Origin of the sequence: Streptomyces sp. NPDC004134, assembly GCF_042874195.1 — a bacterium.
In the GTDB taxonomy this organism is placed as follows: domain Bacteria; phylum Actinomycetota; class Actinomycetes; order Streptomycetales; family Streptomycetaceae; genus Streptomyces.
This window is the reverse complement of sequence record NZ_JBIAMS010000026.1, coordinates 1-20,135: the sequence shown is the minus strand read 5'-3', so window position 1 is coordinate 20,135 and position 20,135 is coordinate 1. Positions and strand designations below refer to the sequence as shown.

At 74.9% G+C, this 20,135-nt stretch carries 16 protein-coding genes and 1 pseudogene; 11 read left to right on the top strand and 6 right to left on the bottom strand.

Annotated elements, in window-relative coordinates; all coding sequences use genetic code 11:
* Positions 1-8 precede the first annotated feature (8 nt).
* The gene (locus tag ACFYVJ_RS27490) at positions 9-1,025 is read right to left on the bottom strand and encodes a beta-ketoacyl-ACP synthase III (RefSeq protein ID WP_388896749.1); all 1,017 of its coding nucleotides are present in this window, start codon (positions 1,023-1,025) and stop codon (positions 9-11) included.
* 60 nt (positions 1,026-1,085) lie between these two features.
* Positions 1,086-2,039: an AvrD family protein gene (locus ACFYVJ_RS27485; RefSeq protein ID WP_388896746.1), complete on the bottom strand. Its 954-nt coding sequence runs from the start codon at positions 2,037-2,039 to the stop codon at positions 1,086-1,088.
* 360 nt (positions 2,040-2,399) lie between these two features.
* Between ACFYVJ_RS27485 and ACFYVJ_RS27480 the strand changes: the two genes are divergently transcribed.
* Positions 2,400-3,110 (top strand): AAA family ATPase, encoded by a 711-nt coding sequence (locus ACFYVJ_RS27480; RefSeq protein ID WP_388896743.1) that lies wholly within the window; start codon positions 2,400-2,402, stop codon positions 3,108-3,110.
* A gap of 44 nt (positions 3,111-3,154) precedes the next feature.
* On the opposite strand, the gene ACFYVJ_RS27475 is transcribed toward ACFYVJ_RS27480, so the two are convergent.
* Complete coding sequence (locus tag ACFYVJ_RS27475; protein ID WP_388896739.1) at positions 3,155-4,420, bottom strand: MFS transporter; 1,266 nt, start codon at positions 4,418-4,420, stop codon at positions 3,155-3,157.
* A gap of 112 nt (positions 4,421-4,532) precedes the next feature.
* On the opposite strand from ACFYVJ_RS27475, the gene ACFYVJ_RS27470 reads away from it, so the two are divergent.
* The 4 genes from ACFYVJ_RS27470 to ACFYVJ_RS27455 all read left to right on the top strand — a co-directional run bounded on the left by ACFYVJ_RS27470 (position 4,533) and on the right by ACFYVJ_RS27455 (position 10,868).
* On the top strand, positions 4,533-4,967 hold the full coding sequence (locus ACFYVJ_RS27470) for a winged helix-turn-helix transcriptional regulator (RefSeq protein WP_388896736.1): 435 nt from the start codon (positions 4,533-4,535) through the stop codon (positions 4,965-4,967).
* Positions 4,968-5,172: 205 nt separating this feature from the next.
* Positions 5,173-8,454 carry a family 78 glycoside hydrolase catalytic domain gene (locus ACFYVJ_RS27465; RefSeq protein ID WP_388896733.1) on the top strand — a complete coding sequence of 1,094 codons (3,282 nt, stop codon included), beginning with the start codon at positions 5,173-5,175 and terminating at the stop codon, positions 8,452-8,454.
* A gap of 232 nt (positions 8,455-8,686) precedes the next feature.
* On the top strand, positions 8,687-10,069 hold the full coding sequence (locus ACFYVJ_RS27460) for a family 43 glycosylhydrolase (RefSeq protein ID WP_388896730.1): 1,383 nt from the start codon (positions 8,687-8,689) through the stop codon (positions 10,067-10,069).
* A 37-nt stretch (positions 10,070-10,106) separates the two neighbouring features.
* Positions 10,107-10,868 carry an aminoglycoside adenylyltransferase family protein gene (locus ACFYVJ_RS27455; protein WP_388896727.1) on the top strand — a complete coding sequence of 254 codons (762 nt, stop codon included), beginning with the start codon at positions 10,107-10,109 and terminating at the stop codon, positions 10,866-10,868.
* 16 nt (positions 10,869-10,884) lie between these two features.
* On the opposite strand, the gene ACFYVJ_RS27450 is transcribed toward ACFYVJ_RS27455, so the two are convergent.
* Positions 10,885-11,643 (bottom strand): AraC family transcriptional regulator, encoded by a 759-nt coding sequence (locus tag ACFYVJ_RS27450; RefSeq protein WP_388896724.1) that lies wholly within the window; start codon positions 11,641-11,643, stop codon positions 10,885-10,887.
* A gap of 53 nt (positions 11,644-11,696) precedes the next feature.
* Here ACFYVJ_RS27450 and ACFYVJ_RS27445 point away from each other — a divergent pair, with 53 nt between their 5' ends.
* The 4 genes from ACFYVJ_RS27445 to ACFYVJ_RS27430 all read left to right on the top strand — a co-directional run bounded on the left by ACFYVJ_RS27445 (position 11,697) and on the right by ACFYVJ_RS27430 (position 15,324).
* Positions 11,697-12,869, top strand: coding sequence for an MFS transporter (locus tag ACFYVJ_RS27445; RefSeq protein WP_388896721.1), 1,173 nt, complete (start codon positions 11,697-11,699; stop codon positions 12,867-12,869).
* 130 nt (positions 12,870-12,999) lie between these two features.
* Positions 13,000-14,055, top strand: a complete 1,056-nt coding sequence (locus ACFYVJ_RS27440; protein ID WP_388896717.1) for an ABC transporter substrate-binding protein — start codon at positions 13,000-13,002, stop codon at positions 14,053-14,055.
* On the top strand, positions 14,052-14,876 hold the full coding sequence (locus ACFYVJ_RS27435; RefSeq protein ID WP_388896714.1) for a siderophore-interacting protein: 825 nt from the start codon (positions 14,052-14,054) through the stop codon (positions 14,874-14,876). Before ACFYVJ_RS27440 ends, ACFYVJ_RS27435 begins: the two co-directional genes overlap by 4 nt.
* 64 nt (positions 14,877-14,940) lie before the next feature.
* A complete protein-coding gene (locus ACFYVJ_RS27430) occupies positions 14,941-15,324 on the top strand; it encodes a VOC family protein (protein ID WP_101419952.1) in 384 nt (127 codons plus the stop codon).
* A 16-nt stretch (positions 15,325-15,340) separates the two neighbouring features.
* On the opposite strand, the gene ACFYVJ_RS27425 is transcribed toward ACFYVJ_RS27430, so the two are convergent.
* Positions 15,341-16,849 carry an MFS transporter gene (locus ACFYVJ_RS27425; RefSeq protein WP_388896710.1) on the bottom strand — a complete coding sequence of 503 codons (1,509 nt, stop codon included), beginning with the start codon at positions 16,847-16,849 and terminating at the stop codon, positions 15,341-15,343.
* Between the two features lie 47 nt (positions 16,850-16,896).
* On the opposite strand from ACFYVJ_RS27425, the gene ACFYVJ_RS27420 reads away from it, so the two are divergent.
* A complete protein-coding gene (locus tag ACFYVJ_RS27420) occupies positions 16,897-18,912 on the top strand; it encodes a BTAD domain-containing putative transcriptional regulator (protein WP_388896707.1) in 2,016 nt (671 codons plus the stop codon).
* A gap of 137 nt (positions 18,913-19,049) precedes the next feature.
* Positions 19,050-19,742 (top strand): SDR family NAD(P)-dependent oxidoreductase, encoded by a 693-nt coding sequence (locus ACFYVJ_RS27415; protein ID WP_388896704.1) that lies wholly within the window; start codon positions 19,050-19,052, stop codon positions 19,740-19,742.
* 15 nt (positions 19,743-19,757) lie between these two features.
* Here ACFYVJ_RS27415 and ACFYVJ_RS27410 read toward each other — a convergent pair.
* Positions 19,758-20,135 (bottom strand): annotated as a pseudogene (locus ACFYVJ_RS27410) (DNA polymerase III subunit alpha); the annotation flags it as partial.

Below are 20,135 nucleotides of genomic sequence, written 5' to 3'. Positions count from 1 at the left end.
CTCAGTGGTCATACCGCGGTGATTTCCGGCCAGGTGAGCGCGACCGATCCCCACGAGAATCCGCCGCCGAACGCGGCGAGTACGACACGGTCCCCTTCCTTCAGTTCGCCGGACGTGACAGCGTCCGTGAGGGCGAGCGGAATGGAGGCGGCGGAGGTGTTCCCCACGCGGTCGATATTGACCACGAGCCGGTCCACGGGGTAATCCAGCCTGCGCGCCAGGGAAGTGAGGATCCGTATGTTCGCCTGGTGGCCGACGAGCCGGTCCACCTCGCCGGCCTCCCAGCCGACGCGCCCCAGCAGCACCGACACCGAGCCCGCCATCCTGGCGACCGCGTGCGCGAAGACCTTCTCGCCCTGCATCGTCAGCCGGTGGGCCAGGGGGTCGCGTACGGGCCCGGCGGCGGCCTCCCTCGAACCGCCGCCGGGCACGTACGCGAGGTCGAAGCCGGAGCCGTCGGAGCCGAGGTCGGTGCCGAGCAGCACCCCCGGGGCGGCGGCGTCCGGCTCGGCGGCGAGCACGGCCGCGCCGGCGCCGTCGCCGAAGATCACCGCCGTCGTGCGGTCCTCCTTGTCCAGCAGGCTCGACATCGTCTCCGCGCCGATCACCAGCACCCGCCGCGCCTGCCCCGCCGCGATCTGCCCGGCCGCGGCCGCCAGCCCGTAGAGGAAGCCGGAGCACGCGGCGCCCATGTCGTACGCCGCCACCGGGCCGAGACCCAGCCGGGCCGCGACCCGCGGCGCCGTGGCCGGGCAGGGGTGGTCGGGGGTGGTGGTGGCGAGGACCAGGGCGTCGACCGCGCCCGGCTCGCCCGTCAGGCCGGCCGACTTCAGCGCGCGTTCGCCCGCTTCCACGGCGAGGTCGCCGGTGGCCTGGCCCGGGGTGGCCCAGCGGCGGGTGCGGATGCCGGTTCTGGTGCTGATCCACTCGTCGGAGGTGTCGAGGGTGCGGCTGAGGTCGTCGTTGGTCACCTGCCGCGGCGGCAGGTGTGCGCCCAGCCCGATGAGCGCGGCGTGCTGCGTCATGTGTGGTTCCCCTTCGGACGGCGCGGCGCGGTGCCCGCGCGCGGACTGCGTGCTGCGGGGTCAGGGCAGCAGGTGCGCGACGTTGCAGGCGAGCCGCATGCCGGCGGAGGTGCTGCTCAGCCGGCCGACGCGCCAGGTGCCGCGCTCGGTCGTCAGCTTCACGGGGCGGCGGAGCGCCACCCGCAGCCGCCCGTCGCCGGGCGCCGTCCCGCCGCCGGCGGCGGCCGTGTCGTCGAGGGCGATCGAGGTGGAGCGCATCCAGAGCGTGTGCGAGGCGGCCCGCTCGATGCCGTCGTAGCGGTAGAGGAGCACCTGCCCGAGCTGGAGCGCGGCGACGAACAAGTCGATCATCGTGGGCCCGAGTTCGGCTCCGCCGGGTCCGGTTCCCGCGGTGACGGACATGTCCGCGCTCATCACCTCGTCGCCCTCGGCGGCGACGCCGGTGACGAACTGGCTGCGGCCGAAGTGGGACGCGCCGAAGGGGGCGTCGTTCCAGGGGCCCGGCCGCATCTCGGCCGTCGCGTACGTCCCTTCCGTCACGCCGGTCCGGTCGCCCGCGGGGTGCTCCACCTCTACCCGCACCGCCATCGCCCCGACCCGGCAGTCCGCGGTCGTACGCCGCAGCCCGGGCGCGGACCCGGCGGTCACGGCGTCCTCGGTGGCGCCCACCGGGAAGTGGGCGAGGCCGTCCTCGACGGGCTCGCTGCCCGCCTTGACGGACAGCGAGCGGACGGCGAACGGCGCCTCTGCGGGCAGGTCGCGGGTGTGCGCGACGAGCAGTCCCGCCAGCCACGCCCCGTAGACCATGGCGTCGATCGTGGACAGGTGCGGACGCTGCCGGACGGTGCCCTTCCGCGACCAGGTGCCGTCGATGCGTAAGCCCGCGGTCGCGTCGATACGGGCCCGCCCGCCGTCACCCGCGGGCCGGACGGCGATGTCGGTGAGGACGTTGGTGACGCGTTTGAATCCCTCGCCGAGGAATCGCTCGCGCCGGTCCCCCAGAATGTCGTCCACGGAGCCTGCATACAGCTCCCGTGCTGATTGCGCGATGAATTGCATGATCGGGCTCTCCCCCGTGCAGACGCGTTTGTCGGTGGCCTCCGGCCCGTATCGACGTGGGGGTGCATCGGCCCCGTTGCGCCGATCGCGATTCAGGCTGAGAAAACGTTATCGATGGCACTCCACCATAGTCGGCACCGCGTGGGGGAACGCGCCGTGCCCGCGCTTTAGAGCAATATCTTGCTACCGCCGCCCACCCGCTTTCCCGCGGTATCCGAGTAGTACGGTGAACCGGTCCGTGTACGACCATGACCCGGCATTCCGGCCGGTTCGCCCGAACCGCCCGGCACCGCCCGAAGCGAGGACTTCACCGCCATGAAGATCGCCATATCCGGCACCTACTCCGCCGGTAAGACGTCTACCGTGATGGCACTTTCGCACTACACCGGGATTCCGCGTACTCTCGCGCGCACGATCCGGGAGATCATGCCCGAGACCCTGCCGGGCAGGAAGCTGGCGGACGTGACGCCGCCGGAGTTCCTCCAGCTCGTGATGCGCCGGCACACCGGCCGCGCCGTGGCCGAGGCGAAGCTCGGCGACCGCTTCATCTCCGACGGGTCGTCGCTGCAGGAGTGGCTCTACGGCGAGGGCCGCATCCGGTACGGCATGAACCCGAACGCCAGCGCCGGCGACCCGTCGTTCCGCCCGGTCGAGGCCACCCCCGAGATGCGCTTCTTCGCGGAGGTCGTGGAGCAGTACGGCCGGGCGATGCGGCAGCACGTGAAGGCGACGTTCGACGCGTACGTGCACCTGCGCAACGAACTGCCCGTGGCCGCCGACGGCCACCGCCCGATGAACGACAGGTTCCGCGCGACGGTGGACGGGATGCTGCTGGAGACGCTCGACGAGCTGGAGATCCCGTACCACATCGTGAGCGGCACCATGCCCGAGCGGCTGGAGACCATCGCCGGCATCTTCGGCTGGGAGCCGGTGATGGCCGTCGAGGAGGCCATCGAGCTGGCCCGGCGGGACTACGCGGGACAGGACTTCCGCTGGGAGACCGAGCGCGTCCCGGCCGCGGGCTGACACCGTACGCGCCGGCCGCGGGCCGCGCCGCGCGGGCACCGGAGTCACGCCTGCCCGGCCGGCGCCCGGCGCGCGCGCAGCGCCATCTCGCCGCACCACGCCAGCAGGTTGACCGCCGCGAAGGCGGCGCCGGTCAGCACCACGGCGTCCCAGCCGCCGGCCGCGTACGCCGCCGCCGACGCGCTCGATCCGGCGATCGCGCCGCTGAAGTAGGCCACCATGTACGCGGTGGTGATGCGGCTGCGCGCCTCGGGGCGCTGCCGGAAGTTGACCGCGAGGTTGACGACCTGCATGCCCTGCACGCCGAGGTCGAGCACGACGACGCCGAGCAGCAGCGCCCACAGCCACGTGCCGCCGTCCAGGCCCATCAGGCCCCAGCTCGCGAGGATCACCGTGAACAGGACCCCGGTGACCGCGTTGTCCCGGCCCCGGTCGACCTGCGGCCCGGTGATCCGCGCCGCGTACGCGCCGACGACGCCGGCGAGGCCGAACAGGCCGATGACGCCTGCCCCGTAGGAGTAGGGCGGGTCGTCGAGCAGGAACGCGATCGAGGTCCACAGCGCGTTGAAGCCGGCGAAGGACATGAAGCCGTACAGGCAGCGCAGCCGCAGCACCGGCTCCTCGCGGATGATCGTGAAGATGGAGCGCAGCAGCTTCCCGTACGGCATCTGCGCGGCCGGCGGCGCGTCGGGCAGCGCCCGCCTGAGCACCAGCGCGAGCGCGACCATCAGCGCCGCGGCCACCCCGAACACGGTGCGCCAGCCGCCCAGTTCGGCGATGAGCCCGCCGCCGGTGCGGGCCAGCAGCACGCCCATGAGCACGCCGCTCATCACCGAGCCGGTGACCCGGCCGCGCTCCTGCGGGGCGGCGAGCCCGGCGGCGAACGGCACCAGGATCGGCGCGACGACGGCGGTCAGCGACATCACCGCGGAGGCGGCGATCAGCATGGAGACGGAGAACGCCGCCGCGGACAGCGCCTGCATCGCGGCCACGACCAGGAGCAGATTCACCACCAGGCGCTTCTTGTTGACGATGTCGCCCAAGGGCAGCAGCAGCCCGAGCCCGGCGGCGTAGCCGACGGTGCTGGCGATCACGATCAGCGACACGGTGTCGCTGCTGACGTCGAAGGTGTCGGCGATCGCGGTCAGCAGCGGTTGGCAGTAGTAGATGTTGGCGACGGCGAACCCCGCGGCGACCGCGAAGAGCGTGACCATCGCCTTGGAGAGGCCCGGTGCGCCCGGGCCGGGTGCGGGGTCCGGCGACGCGCTGAGCGGCGGCGCCACGCCGTCGGATGACTGTGCCGAACTCACGCTTGTTTGCCTCCCGTTGACGAATCCGGCGCTGACGTGCCACCGGAACCCGCACTACGCTAGGAAGCGCCGTACGAACCATGCGGTACCTACGGACCAGGGGGAGTTCGTCGTGCGTTTCGACCGGCCAGGGGACGTGTTCCTCGCCGACTGCCCGGCCCGGCTGACGCTTGAGGTGATCTCGGACAAGTGGAGCATGGTGACGCTGTACGCGCTCGGCTCCAGACCGTGGCGCCACGGTGAACTGCGCGAACTCATCGGCGGCGTCAGCTCCAAGGTGCTGACGCAGACGCTGCGGCGGCTGGAGCGGTACGGGATGGTGCGCCGGCACGAGTACGCCGAGGTGCCCCGCCGGGTCGAGTACGAGCTGACGGAGCTGGGGCACACCCTGCTGCCGGCGATCGCGGCGCTGACCACCTGGGCGGAGCAGCACGGCGCGGCGGTGATCGAGGCGCTCGACGGCCACGGCGCCCTCGACGGGGACGGCGGTCCGGAGGCGGCCCGCAGGTCCGAGGGAGCGCCGGCCGGCGCCTCCGTCTCCGCGTAGCCCCGGCGCCCCCGGGTAATCCCGGCGCCCGCCGCGCAGCCGGGATCCTCCCCCGCGGCCCGGCCGCGACGGCGATGCCGCCTGCCGCCGTTCGCTGCACGACTCTTGAGCTGTCCGACCCGTCGATCTAGGATTTTCGAAGAGTCCGATTGAAACGTTTCAATCGATCGGGCCGGACACGCCATCCTCAACCAAGGGACGTGCGATGAGCCACGAGCGCGAGACGAACAACGGAAGTGCATGGAACCGGCGGGCCTTTCTGCGCACCTCCGCGGCCGCCGGCGCGACAGCCGGCGTCATCGGCCTCGGCCAGGGCGCCGTCCCCGCCGCCGCGGCCGGCCGGGACGGCGGGGACGGCGGCGGGGAGGGGCTGCGCGTCGAGCGCACCACCGTCGAGTACGCGCCCTCCGTCCTCGGCACCGACGTCGCCGCACCCCGGCTGAGCTGGGAGCTGTCCGCGCCGGGCAGCGGTGCGCGGCAGAGCGCTTACCAGGTCAGGGTGGCGCCGGACACCGAGGGCGACGGCCCGGTGGTGTGGGACTCCGGGCGGGTCGCCTCGGCGCAGACCGTCGGCGTCGCCTACGGCGGCCCCGCACTCAGGACCCGTACCCGCTACCACTGGCAGGTGCGGGTCTGGGACGGCCGGGGCCGGGCGTCCGCCTGGAGCAGATGGAGCTGGTGGGAGACCGCGCTGGCGGACGGCGACTGGCGCGGCCACTGGATCGGCGCCGACGCCGCGCCCGCGCCGCCCGGCTTCGCCGGCGCGTCGTGGATCTGGGCGCCCGGCGCCACCCCGCAGAACGCCCCCGCGGGACCGGTCTGGTTCCGCGCCGCGCTCGAACTGCCCGCCGGGGCCGAGGTGTCGGCAGCCCGGATCGTGGCCACCGCCGACGACGACTTCACCCTCTTCCTCGACGGCACCCAGGTGCTGCACGCCCCGCAGCAGACGGACGGCTGGCGCACCGGCCGGCAGGCCGACGTCACCGACGCCGTCCGCGCCGCGGACGGCCGGGTGGTCGTCGCCGTACGGGCCACCAACCGCGGCGGCGCCTCGGTCAACCCGGGCGGTCTCCTCGTCCGCCTGATGGTGCACCGAGGCGACGACGTCACCGAGCTGGTCACCGGGCCCGGCTGGCGGTGCGCGGGCCAGGAGCAGGACGGCTGGCAGCAGCCCGGCTTCGACGACGGCGCGTGGGAGGCGGCGACGGTCCTCGCGCCGTACGGCCAGGGCCCCTGGGGCAGCGGCGCTGCGGTGCCCGCCGAGGTCCGGCCGGCGCCGCTGCTGCGCCGCGAGTTCACCGTCGGCCGGCCGGTGCGGCGCGCCCGGCTGTACCTCAGCGGACTCGCCTACTACGACGCCGAGATCAACGGCCGCCGCGTCGGCCGCCAGGTCCTCGACCCGGGCTTCACCGACTACGACGAGACCGTGCTGTACGCCGTCCACGACGTCACCGACCTGGTCACGCGCGGCGCCAACGCCATCGGCGTCACCCTGGGCCGCGGCTTCTTCGGCATGACGACGCCCAACGTCTGGAACTGGCACAAGCCGCCGTGGCACGGCGAGCCGCGGCTGCTGGCCCAGTTGGAGATCGAGCACCCGGGCGGGGCACGTACCACCGTGGCGACCGACGGCAGTTGGCGCATCACCGAGGGCCCCACCCGCTCCGACTGCCTCTACGCCGGCGAGACCTACGACGCCCGCAAGCACCCCGCGGGCTGGACCCGGCCGGGCTTCGACGACAGCGCCTGGGCGCGCCCCGGCCGCCAGGACCCGCCCAAGGGCACCCTGCGCGCCCAGCCCCACGACGCGATCCAGGTCATCGACACCGTCCGGCCGGTCGCCGTCACCGCCCACGGCGACACCTGGATCGTCGACATGGGCCGCACCCTGGCCGGCTGGTCGAAGCTGTCGGTACGGGCCCCGGCGGGCACCGTCGTGCGGCTCGTGCACGGCGAGAAGCTGAAGGCCGACGGCAGCGTGCACGCCGAGACCGGGCATGTGCCGGGCCGCTTCCAGACCGACGAGTACGTCTGCGCGGGCGGCGGGTCCGCGGAGGTGTGGGAGCCCAAGTTCTCGTACAAGGGCTTCCGTTACGTGCAGATCAGCGGACTGCCCGCCAAGCCGGAGCCCGGCGACGTCCTCGGCCGCGTCGTGCACACGCCGGTCGCCGACACCGGCACGTTCGGCTGCTCGGAGCCGTTCTACGAGCAGTTGGAGCGCGCCATGCGCCGCACCGTGCAGAACAACCTGCACGGCATCCCCACCGACACCCCGAAGTACGAGAAGAACGGCTGGACCGGCGACGCGCAGGTGGGCGCGCCCGTGATGATGTACGCGCTGGGCATGCACCGGATGCTCGGCAAGTGGCTGGACGACATCCGCGACAGCCAGAACGCCGCCGGCCAGTTGCCGGTGATCGTGCCCAGCGGCGGCTGGGGCTACGGGGACCTCGGCCCCTCGCCGGAGTGGACGACGGTCTACCCGTTCCTGATCCGGGAGATGTACCGCGTGTACGGCGACGAGCGTGTCGTACGCGACCATCTGCCGGCGCTGACGCGCTACCTGGACTGGGAGCTGGACCGGCTGGTGGACGGCCTGGCGGTCACCGCGCTCGGCGACTACCTGCCGCCCGGCTACGGCGGCAACCCGCCCGAGGACACCCGGCTGACCGCCACCTCGTATCTGCACCGGGCGCTCACCGACACCGCGGCGATGGCGGACCTGGCGGGCGAGTCCGGCACCCGGGACCGCTACCTGGCCGCGGCCGACGGCCTCAAGGAGGCGCTGAACGCGGCGTTCCTGGCGCCGGAGGGCCACTACCGCACGGCGAAGGACCCGGGCTACCGGCAGACGAACAACTGCATACCGCTGGCCTTCGGCCTGGTGCCGGCCGGGGCGCGGGCGAGCGTCACCGCGTCGCTGCTCGCCGATATCGAGAAGCGCGGCAACCACCTCAACACCGGCGCGCTGGGCACCAGCGTGCTGCTGCGCGCGCTGACCGCCGAGGGGCACGCCGACGTCGCGCACGCCATCGCGACGCAGCGCACGTACCCGAGCTGGGGCTACTGGTTCGACAACGGCGCCGACACCATGTGGGAGATGTGGCAGCTCGACTCGCGCTCGCGGGACCACTACTTCCAGGGCACGGTGGTCCAGTGGCTGTACGAGAACGTGGCCGGGCTGCGGCCGGGCGACGCCGGCTACCGCACGTTCGCCGTGCGCCCGGACGCCCGCACCGGGGTGGACTGGGCGCGCACGGAGCTGCACACGGTGCGCGGTCCCGCGGCCGTGTCGTGGTCGCGGATCGACGCGACGGTGCGGCTGGCGGTACGGGTTCCGGTGGGGTCGACCGCGGAGGTGCACGTGCCGAGCGGGTCGCGCGCGGACGTACGGGAGCCGGAGGGCGCGGAGTTCGTACGGACCGAGCCCGGCTTCGCGGTGTACCGGGTGCCGCACGGCTCGTGGACGTTCACCGGGAAGCCGTGACCGCGGCGGGAGCCCGCGGGCGTGATTGAAACCATTCAGTAGCCCCGGGCGGCGGCGTCGGACGGGCCGCCGCCCCGGCAGCACCCGCCCCCGCGGGAGTCGTTGACACCTCAGGTGCGGCTCCTTACCGTGTCAGGCGATTACAACGATGTAATAGCGCGCGCAGCTCGCCTCACCGGGCGGCCGGCCCCCGCGGCCGGCCGCCCGGAGTCCGCTCCCGGAAGGAGCTTCCGTGTCCCCGCGCCCCTTCAGATCCGTCACCGCCGCCGCGGCCGTACTCGCCGCCCTCGCCGCCTTCGCCGCCCCCGGCTCGTCCGCCGCCGCCGAGCCGGCCGCCGGGCCCGGCCCCGCACCCGCCGCCGCCCCCGGGCCGCCGGTGCTCGACGTGAACTTCCCCGACCCCGACGTCGTCAAGGCCGGCGGCACGTACCACGCCTACGCCACCAACGGCGCCGGCAAGAACATCCAGCACGCCACCTCCACCGACCTCGCCTCCTGGTCGCCGGACGGCGCCGACGTGCTGCCCCGCCTCGGCGACTGGGCGGTACCGGAGCAGGGTCTGGTCTGGGCGCCCGAAGTCTTCGACAACGGCGCCGGGTTCACGATGCACTACACGGCGCGCGACCGCGCCAGCGACAAGCAGTGCATCGGCGTCGCCCTGGCCGCCACCCCCGAGGGCCCCTTCGAGCCCGCCGGCCGCGGCCCGCTGGTCTGCCCCGAAGACCAGGGCGGCGCCATCGACGCCTCCAGCTACACCGAAGGCGGCCGGCGCTACATGCTCTGGAAGAACGACGGCAACTGCTGCTCCACGGACACCTGGCTGTACGTCCAGCCCATGAACGCGAACGGCACCGTCGTCAAGGGCAGGCCCACGCCGCTCATCCGCCAGGACCGCGCCTGGGAGGGCAACGTCATCGAGGCGCCGACGCTCGTCAGGCGCGGCGGCAGGTACGTACTGCTGTACTCCGCCTCGTTCTACGACGGCAACCGCTACAAGACGGGCTACGCCGTCGCCGACCGCCTCACCGGCCCGTACACCAAGGTGGCCGACCCGCTGCTGAGCACCGACACCTTCGGCGGCGCCGTCCGCGGCCCCGGCGGCCAGGACGTCGTCACCGGCCCCGACGGGCGCGACCGGATCCTCTTCCACGGCTGGAGCGCGGACCGTTCGCGGCGCGCGATGTACGCCACCGGCATCGGCTGGGCGGACGGCCGTCCCGTGGTGGAAGGCAGCAAGGTCCTGTACCAGGCGGAGAACGCCGTCGTGAACAACGCGCGGATCCGCGACTCCGCCGCCGCGCACGACGGCGGTGCCGTCGGGCACATCGACTACGCGAACAGCTACGTGGAGTTCTCCGTCTTCGCCGCCGCCGCCGGCCACCGCACCCTCTCCGTCCGCTACGCCAACGGCTCCCTGGCCGGCTCCGCCCCGGTGACGTCGTCGCACACGCTCACCGTCGGCGGCAAGGCGGCCGGGAGCGTGGACTACCCGTTCACCGGCTGGGAGAAGTGGGCCACGGCCGACCGGCGGGTGCGTCTCGACGCGGGCTGGAACACGGTCCGCCTCGGCCGCGGCACGTACTACGCCGAGCTCGACAGCATCGAAATCACCTGAGGCGCGGCGCCGGCCGCCCATGACCGACACTGGTCCGATGCACGATCAGATGCGCAGGGTCATGACCGTGGTCGACGACGTGCTGGGCCCCCAGGTCGCCGGCGCCTACCTGCACGGCTCCGCCGTCCTCGGCGGGCTGCGCCCCGCCAGCGACGTGGACGTCCTCGTCGTCGCCCGCCGCTCGCTGACAGAAGGCGAGCGGCGGGCGCTGCTCGACGGGCTGCTGCGGGTGTCCGGCTTCACCGGCGGGCTGCGCCCGGTGGAGCTGACCGTGGTCGTGGAGTCCGACATCCGGCCGTGGCGCTACCCGCCGACCGGCGACTTCCTGTACGGGGAGTGGCTGCGCGCGGAGTTCGAGGCGGACGGGCCGCCGCGGCCGGCGCCCATGCCGGACCTGGCGATCGTGCTCACCATGACCCTGGCCGGCGACCACGCGCTCGCGGGGCCGCCGCCCGCGCGGCTGCTGGACCCCGTGCCGCACGAGGACGTGGCCCGGGCCGCGACGGCCGGCATCCCGGAGCTGCTGGCCGAGGCGGACGACGACACCCGCAACGTGCTGCTCACCCTCGCCCGCGTCTGGAGCACGCTGGCCACCGGGGAGATCCGCCCCAAGGACGCCGCCGCCGCGTGGGCGCTGGACCGGCTGCCGCCGGAGCACCGGCCGGTGCTGGAGCACGCACGGGAGCTGTATCTCGGCAGCCGGTACGCGGAGGAGAGCTGGAGCGGGGAGCTGAGGGCGGCGGTGCGTCCGCACACGGAGTACGTGGTCGCCGAGATCGGGAAGCTGTCCGGGCCCTGACCGCACGCCGGCTGTCTCAACTCCGGCGGTGGCTGCCCGGGGTGGTGCCGTAGGCGCGGCGGTAGACGTCGATGAAGGCGCTCGCCGAGGACCAGCCGCAGCGGTGCGCGACCGTCGTCACCGGCACGTCGTCGGCGAGCAGGCGCAGCGCGTGGTAGAGGCGCACCTGCGTGCGCCACTGCGGGAACGTCATGCCCGTCTCGCGGCGGAAGAGTCGGCTGAGCGTCCGCTCCCCCGCGCCCGCGGCGCGGCCGAGGACGGCCAGCGTGCGCTGGTCGGCGGGGTCGGCGTACAGCACGTCGCAGACGGCGGCGAGCCGCGGGTCCGCGGGCGCGGGCAGCGGCACCGGCTGCCCCGCGGCGCCGGCCGCGGCGGCGGCGCGCAGTTGGTCGAGCAGGACGGTGTGCAGCCGCTGCCGCTCGGCGGTCTCGTCGTGCGGGGCGCGGGTGCAGGCGAGGATCAGCTCGCGCAGCAGCGGGCTGACGGCCAGGACGCCGGGCGCGCTGAGCCCGAGGGGGTCGGTGCCGGCGGGCACGCCGATGAGGTGCAGGTCGAGCCGGCCGTACGCGCGGTGGGCGTGGACGCAGCCCGCGGGCACCCACAGCGCGCGGGTGCCGGGCGCGAACCAGGTGCCCGCGTCGGTGGTGACGGCGAGCACGCCGGCGCCGGCGTAGACGAGTTGGTGGTCGTCGTGCCGGTGCGCGTCGATGCGCGCGCCCGCGGCCAGCGTCGTGGCCCGGGTGGGCGCCTCGGGAGTGTGGCGGATATCCGGCATCGATTGGCACTTTATCGGAAGTTCGCCAGGGGCGACTCGGTGACGATCGGGGGATGCCCGAGTCCCGCGCCGCCCGCTTCCGGCCGCTGACCCTCCTGTCCGTGGGCCACGCCTGCGTCGACGTGTACCAGGGGGCGGTGGCGGCGCTGGTGCCGTTCTTCGTCGCCGAGCGGGCGTACTCGTACGCCGCGGCCTCCGGCGTGGTGCTGGCGGCCTCGCTGCTGTCGTCGGTCGTGCAGCCGCTGTTCGGGGTACTGACCGACCGGCGGCCGCTGCCGTGGCTGCTGCCGGTCAGCACGCTGGCGGCCGGCGCCGGGGTGGCGCTTGCCGGGGTCTCCGGCTCGTACGCCGTGACGCTCGCGGTGGTCGCGCTGTCGGGCGTCGGGGTGGCCGCGTACCACCCGGAGGCCGCGCGGGTGGCGCGGCGGGCGAGCGCGGGCAGCCACACGGCGATGGGCTGGTTCTCCCTCGGCGGGAACCTCGGCTTCGCCACCGCTCCCCCGCTGGTGGCCGCCGTCGCCGCGGCCGGCGGGCTGCGGGCCTCGCCGCTGCTGGTGCTGCCGGCGCTGGCCGGGGCGGCGCTGTGCGCCGCGGCGCTGCGCGGGCTGCGGCCGTACGCGCCGGAGAAGGCGGCGGAAGGCGCGGGCCGGTCGGGGATACCCGGGGGCCGGGACGACTGGCCCTCCTTCGCGCGGCTGACCGGGGCGGTGGTGTGCCGTTCCGTGGTGTTCGTGGGGCTGAGCGCGTTCGTCTCGCTGTACGTGCCCGGGCGCACGGCGGGCGGTACGGCGGCGGGCACGGCGGCGCTGTTCGTGCTCTATCTGGGCGGCGCGGTGGGGACGGTGGCGGGCGGGCGGCTGGCCTCGCGGTTCGGGCGGCTGCCGGTGGTGCGGTGGTCGTACGCGCTGTCCTGCCCCGCGGTCGCCGGGGTGGTGTTCGTGCCGGGGCCCGCGGTCTACGTCTTCGTGGCCCTCACCTCCGCCGGGCTGTACGTGCCGTTCTCGCTGCACATCACGCTCGGCCAGGACTACCTGCCCCGGCACGTCGGCACCGCGGGCGGCGTCACGCTGGGTCTCGCGGTGAGCGCGGGCGGGCTGGCGAGCCCGGCCATCGGCGTGCTCGCGGACGCGACGTCGCTGACCGCGGCGCTCAGCCCGCTGATCGCCCTGCCGGCGGTGGGGCTGCTGCTCCTGGGGCCGCTGCGCGAGCCGGAGACACCCCGCTGAACAGCCGTTCTCCGCCGGGCAGTCGGGCGGCCCGCGTCCGCCGGGAGCAGCGGCCGGGAGCGGCGGCCGGGCGGCCGTCACGGGCCGGGCCGCTCCCCCGGCCCGTGACGGTTAGGTTAGCCTAACCTTCATGCTGATACGCGACCGCCGTTTCCGGCCACGCCCCGACGTCGCCCACCCCACCCGCCGCGGCCTGCTCGCCGCCGGCGGCGCGCTCGGCCTCGGCGCCGTACTCGCCGCCTGCGGCGGCGACTCCGGCTCCGGCGGACCGGACTCCGGTGGCGGGGACGGCACTTGGCGCTTCGAGGACGACCGCGGCGAGGTCGCGGAGGCCGGCCGCACCCCCGAGCGCATCGTCGGCTACGTCGCGTCGGCCGCCGCGCTCCACGACTTCGGCATCGAGTGCACCGGCGTCTTCGGCCCCACCACCACGCCAGACGGCGAGCGCGACCTCCAGGCCGGCGACCTCGACGTGGGCGACCTGACCGTCCTCGGCAACGCCTACGGCCAGTTCAGCGTCGAGAGGTACGCCGCGCTGCGGCCGGAGCTGCTGGTCACCAACATGCAGGAGCCGCCGGTGCTCTGGTACGTGCCGGAGGAGAGCACCGAGGAGATCACCTCCCTCGCCCCCGCCGTCGGCATCCGCACCTCCGGCACCTCCCTCAAGTCCGCCATCGAGCGCTACGCGGAGCTGGCCGCCGCACTCGGCGCCGACCTGGAGGCCGAGAAGGTCGTGCGCGCCAAGTCCCGCTTCGAGCAGGCGTCGCAGACGCTGGCCAGGACCGCGGAGGACCGCCGCGGCCTGAAGGTCCTCGCCGTCTCCGCCAGCGCCGAGATGCTCTACGCCGCCGTCGCCCGGGACTTCGGCGACCTGCGCTACTACCAGCAGCTCGGCGTCGAGTTCGTCACCCTCGGCAACCCCGGCGAGCGCGGCTTCTGGGAGGAGTCGAGCTGGGAGACCGTCGACAGGTACCGCGCCGACGTCGTCATGGTCGACCGGCGCACCGGCAACCTCCAGCCGGACCAGCTCACGGAGTCCAAGCCGACCTGGCGCCGGCTGCCCGCGGTCGCCGCCGGGCAGGTGATCCCGTGGCAGAGCGAAGCGCACCACAGCTACGCTGGCCACGCGCCGCTCATCGAAGAGCTGGCCGCCGCCCTGCGCGACGCGAAGCAGGTGGTCCGGTGAGCACCGCGACCGTCGCCCCGTTCCGCTTCTTCGACATCGTGGTGGCCGGCGTCGAGCGCCTGTCGCCCACCATGATCCGGGTCGCGTTCGCGGGTCCCGCGCTGGCCGCGATGGAGTCCGCGGGCCGCGACCAGCGCATCAAGCTGTTCTTCCCGCACCCCGGCCAGGACGCGCCGGTGATGCCGGACGACGACGGCACCAACTGGTACCCGGCCTGGCAGGCGCTCGACCCCGCGGTGCGCGGCATCATGCGCACGTACACGACACGCAGCCTCACCCGCGCCCCCGACCGGCTCGTGGTCGACTTCGCCGTGCACGGCGAGACCGGCCCCGGCTCCCGCTGGGCGCTGCGCGCCGCCCCCGGCGACCGGCTCAGCGTGCTGGCCCCGATCGTCGCGGAGAACGTGGCGTACGACTTCCGCCCGCCGGCCGGCACCGACTGGCTGCTGGTCACCGCCGACGAGACCGCGCTGCCCGCCGTCGCGGGCATCTTCGCGGCGCTGCCCGCGGACCTGCCCGTACGCGCCTGGATCGAGGTGGCCGACGCCGGCGACCGGCTGGCGCCTGCGACCGCGGCGGACGCGGAGGTCACCTGGCTCGTACGCGGCGAGGCAGCGCCGGTGACGGAGGCCCTGCGGGCCGCGGAGCTGCCCGGGGGCGCGCCGTACGCCTGGGTCGCGGGAGAGTCGGCGACGGTCAGGGCGGTGCGGCGCCATCTGGTGCGCGAACGGGGCTTCGACCGCCGGGCGGTGACGTTCTCCGGCTACTGGCGCCGCGGCACCACCGAGGACCAGTTGCTGGCCGCGGCCGAGTCCGCCTGACGGCGGCGGGCCGCCGGGGCGTAATCCGGTGGCGGCGTGCGGGGCGCTGAGGCAGGGTGCGTCCATGACCTCGGTGGTGCTGAACATCGCGATCGACTGCGCCGACGCCTACGGGCTGTCGCTCTTCTGGAGCAAGGTGACCGGCAGCCCGGTCCATCCGGAGGACGGACCGGGCTCGCCGGAGACACAGGTGCTCCTGCCGGAGGGGCCGGTGCTGCACTTCAACCAGGTGCCGGAGCGGAAGACCGGCAAGAACCGGATCCATCTGTGCCTGCGCCCGGAGACCGGGCGCGAGGAGGAGGTCGAGCGGCTGCTGGGCCTCGGCGCGTCGTTCGTCGCCGACCACCGCAACCCGGACGGCACCGGCTGGGCCGTCCTCGCCGACCCCGAGGGGAACGAGTTCTGCGTGCTGCGCAGCGCCGCCGAGCGGGCGGCGACGCAGCCCTGACCCGCCGCCGTACGGCTCAGCCGCCGGCGTCCTCCTCACCGATCGGGCGCAGGTGCCGCAGCAGCACGGCCGCCAGCACCGCGAGGCCCGCGCAGACCGCGGCGGCGGCCACGGCGACGGCGGTCATCCCGGAACCAAAGGCCGCGTGGGCGGCGTCGAGCAGCTCGCCGCGGAGGCGCTCCGGCAGCCCGGCGGCCGCCGCGTCGGCGTCGGCCAGGGACTCCCCCGCCCGCTCCGGCGCCCCGGCGGGGAGGTCGAACCCGGAGGCGTAGACGGCGGCGCCGAGGCTGCCGAAGACGGCGATGCCCAGCGAGATGCCCATCTCGCCGCTGCTCTCCGCGGTGGCCGAGACGGAGCCGGCCTTCTCCGGCGGCGCGCTGCCCACGATGAGGTTCAGCCCCAGCGCCCCGACCGGCGCGGCGCCGAGGAAGCCCAGCGTGAACCCGATCACCAGCGGGACGAGGTCGTCGCTGACGGCCACGTACAGGAACCCGGCCGCGGAGACCGCCAGGCCCGCGCCGACCACGACCGCCGGCCGCACCGTCCGCGCCACCACCGGTGCCAGCAGCGAGCCGGCCACCAGCGCCAGCGCCGGCGGCGCCATCCAGAACCCGGCCTTCAGCGGCGAGAGGCCCTCGATCATCTGGAGGTGCTGGCTGAAGAAGAAGTAACTGCCGCCCTGCACGAGCATGGTGAACAGCAGCACCACCAGCGCCGCGGAGAACGACCGGTTGCGGAACAGCCGCAGGTCGAGCAGTGGTTCGGCCAGCCGGAGCTGGCGGCGGGCGAAGGCGAAGCCGAAGGCCAGCCCGGCGGCGACGGCCAGGGCCGCCCGCGCGTCAGGCTCGTCGGCCAGCTCCTTCAGCCCGTACACCAGCGGGATGACCGCCAGCAGCGACAGCCCGACGCTCGCCGGGTCGAGTCGCCCGCCGCCCGTGCCGCCCGACTCCGGCAGCAGCGGCCCGGCCGTGAGCACCAGCAGCAGCGCCACCGGCAGGCCGAGCAGGAAGACCGAGCCCCACCAGAAGTTCTCCAGCATCACCCCGCCGACGACCGGGCCGAGCGCCGCGCCGCCCATGAAGCAGGCGGTGAACACGCCGATGGCCAGGGCGCGCTGGCGGGCGTCGGTGAACATGGTGCCGACCAGGGCCAGGGCGGAGGGGGCGATCGAGGAGGCCGCGATGCCCAGCAGGATGCGGGCCGCGATCAGCATCTCGGCGCTCACGGCGTACGCGGCGAGCACCGAGGCGGCGCCGAAGGCGGCCGCGCCGATGGTCAGCAGCCGGCGGCGGCCGATCCGGTCGCCGAGGGTGCCCATGGTGATGAGGAAGCCGGCCATCATGAACCCGTAGACGTCCATGATCCACAGGACTTGGGTGGGGGACGGCTCCAGATCCGCGGTCAGATGCGGCAGCGCGAGGTAGAGCACGCTGTTGTCGACCGAGGCGAGCAGCATGGGCAGGGCGAGGACGCTCAGGCCGAGCCATGCCCGGGGCCCGGCCTTCGTGGCGGTGGTCGTGGTCATGGGTTCACGGTCGCCGCGCGGTGTTCGGGTTTGCTTATGGTGGTGTCATGCGCTTCGGAGTGCTCGGTCCCGTGCGGGTCTGGACCGACGACGGACGGCCGGTGCGGGTCCCGGAGCTGAAGGTACGCGTGCTGCTGGCCGCGCTGCTCGCCCGCGAGGGGCGGCCGGTGCCGCCGTGGCGGCTGGTCGACGACCTGTGGGACGCCCATCCGCCGGGCAAGCCGACGGGTGCGCTCAGGGCGAAGGTCTCCCAGTTGCGCCGGGCGCTGGGCGACGCCGAGCCGGGCGGGCGGGAACTGGTCGCCTCGGGCGCCTCGGGGTACGTGCTGGACGCCGCCACCGACGCCGGGGACTTCGCGGAGCTGGTCCGGCGGGCCCGTACGGCGCCGGGTCCCGCGGGCGCCGCCGACCTGCTCACCGAGGCGCTGGCGCTGTGGCGCGGGCCGGCCTTCAGCCCGTACGAGGACGCGCCCTTCGCCCGCGCCACCGCCGCGCGGCTGGAGGAGCAGCGGCTGACCGCGCTGGAGGAGCTGGCGCAGGCCCGGCTGGCGCTGGGCGAACACGGGCCGCTGGTGGCCGAGTTGACGGACCTGGTGGGCGCCCACCCGGTGCGCGAGCGGCTGACCGGGCTGCTGATGCGGGCGCTGTACGGCTCCGGCCGGCAGAGCGAGGCGTTGGCCGCCTACCGCGGGCTGCGGGTGCGGCTGCGCGAGGAGGCGGGGCTCGACCCGGGGCCGGAGCTGGCCGGGTTGCAGCAGCGGATCCTGGCGGGCGACGAGGCGCTGGCTGCCGCGCCGCCCGCGGCGCCCCGGCTGCGCCCGCCGCGGCCGCCGGCGCCGCTGACGCCGCTGGTCGGCCGGGCGGCGGAGCTGGCGGAACTCGGGCCGCTGCTCGGCGGGGAGCGGCTGGTGACGCTCACCGGACCGGGCGGCGTGGGCAAGACGCGGCTGGCGCTGGCCGTGCTGGCCGGCCGCCCCGAGCCGGGCTATGTCGCCGAACTGGCGGGCGCCGGCGGCGGGAGCGTCGCCGACGTGGTGGCGACGGCGTTCGGCGTGCCCGACGAGGACCGCGTCGCCGCGGCGCTGGGCGACGCCCCCGCGGTGCTGCTGCTCGACAACGCGGAGCACGTCGTCGAGCAGGCCGCCAAGCTCGCCGACCGGCTGCTGCGCGCGGCGCCCGGGCTGCGCGTGCTGGCCACCGGCCGGGAGCCGCTGGGTGTCGCGGGCGAGGTGGTGCGGGCGGTGGCGCCGCTGGCCGAGGCGGACGCGGTACGGCTCTTCGCCGACCGCGCCGCGGCATCCGCGCCGGGCTTCGCGCTCGGCGCCGGGAACACGGAGGAGGTCGCCGAGGTGTGCCGCCGACTCGACGGCATCCCGCTGGCGCTGGAGCTGGCCGCCTCCCGCGTCCGCGGTCTGGGCGTACGTGGCCTGGCCGCCGGGCTCGACGACCGCTTCCGGCTCCTGGACGACGGCCCGCGCGGCCTGCCGGAGCGGCAGCGGACGCTGCGGGCGGCCCTGGAGTGGAGCTGGCGGCTGCTGGACGACCGGGAGCGCGCGGCGCTGCGGCGTCTTTCGGTGCACGGCGCGGGCTGCACGCTGAGCGGGGCGATCTACGTCTGCGCGGACACCGGCGCGGGCCCGGACGGCGGGGTGTCCATCGAGGCCGGCGGCGAGCAGGCACCGCCCGCGGGGCTGACGGCCGAGGAGGTGCCGGGGCTGCTGGCGCGGCTGGTCGACCGGTCGCTGGTCTCCCGGGACGGCGAGCGCTTCCGGCTGCTGGAGACGGTCGCCGCGTACGCCTGGGAGCGGCTGGAGGAAGCCGGCGAGACGGCGGAGGTGCTGCGGCGCCGCGACGACTACTACGTCCGGCTCGCGGAGTGCGCCGAGGCGGAGCGTGCGGGCCACGCGCGGCAGCGGTGGATCGGCCGGCTGGACGCGGAGATCGCCAACCTGCGCGAGGCTCTCGACGGCGCCACCCGCCGCCGCGAGACGGCCCTGGCCACCCGCATCAGCGGCTCGCTGGCCTGGTACGAGGCCGCCAGCGGCCGCCCGACGCCGCGCTGACGCGGGCAGCGCCCGGGGCAGGTCGCCGGGGACCGGTGTGAAGGTCAAGGGAGAGGACGGGGACGGGATGCGGATCGGTGGCACGCTCTAACGTCGCCGGAGCCGCGGATCATCCGCGGGGAGAGCGAGGAGAGGTCATGGCAGGAGCAGTGGTCATCGGCGCCGGGCCCGGGATCGGCGCGGCGGTCGCCCGCCGCTTCGCCCGGGAGGGCCTGCCCGTGGCGCTGGTGGCGCGTTCGGAACGCACGCTCGCGCCGATCGCCGCGGCGGTCGCCGCGGCGGGTGCGGGCGTCGCGCCGGGGTCCGGGGTGCTGCCGCTGGCCGCCGACGTCACCGACGAGGCGGCGCTGCGCTCCGCGCTCGACACCGCGACCGCCAGGTTCGGGGTGCCCGGCGCAGTCGTCTACAACGCGGCCCTCGTCCGCGCCGAAGCACTCGGCGAGCTGTCCCAGAGCGCCCTGCTCGACGCCTGGGCCGTCAACGTCGGCGGCGCGCTGACCGCGGCCGCGCACCTGGCGCCGGCGATGGTCCGGCGCGGCGGCGGCTCGTTCCTGCTCACCGGCGGCATGCCCGAGCCCAAGGCGCCGTACGTCAGCCTCTCGCTGGGCAAGTCCGGGGTGCGCACGCTGGCGCGGCTGCTCGACCTGGAGTACGGGCCGGGCGGCGTGCACGTCGCGACGGTGACGGTCGACGGTGCGGTGGCGCCCGGCACGGACTTCGACCCGGACCTGATCGCGGAGCACTACTGGCGGCTGCACACCCAGCCGCGGTCGCGCTGGGAGCACGACGTCGCGTATACCGGCGCGGAGGCGACGGCTCCGCCCGCCTGACCGCGGCGGCCCCCGCTAGGCCCCGGGCTCCCGGATGACGGCGACCGCCGCCTTCAGATCCGCCCAGAACTCCGGGCGCGGCGCGATGCGGTGGCCGAGGCGGTAGACCGTCGTACGGGACCGGCCGCGCACCCGCAGGTGCACGTCGGACGGGCCCGGGTGGGCCTGGAGCACGGCCTTGAGGCGGCCCACGGACTCCGGCGTGACCTGGGCCTCGGTGATGTCGAGGCGGACGGGGGCGCGTTCACCCGCGGTGCTGAGGTCGGGGACGGCGAGTTCCATGGCGACCAGCCGCGGCACGTCCTCGCGCTTGTCGAGCCGTCCCTTGACGAAGACGATGGCGTCCTCGACGAGTTGGGTGGAGACCAACTGGTACGTGGCCGGAAAGAACAT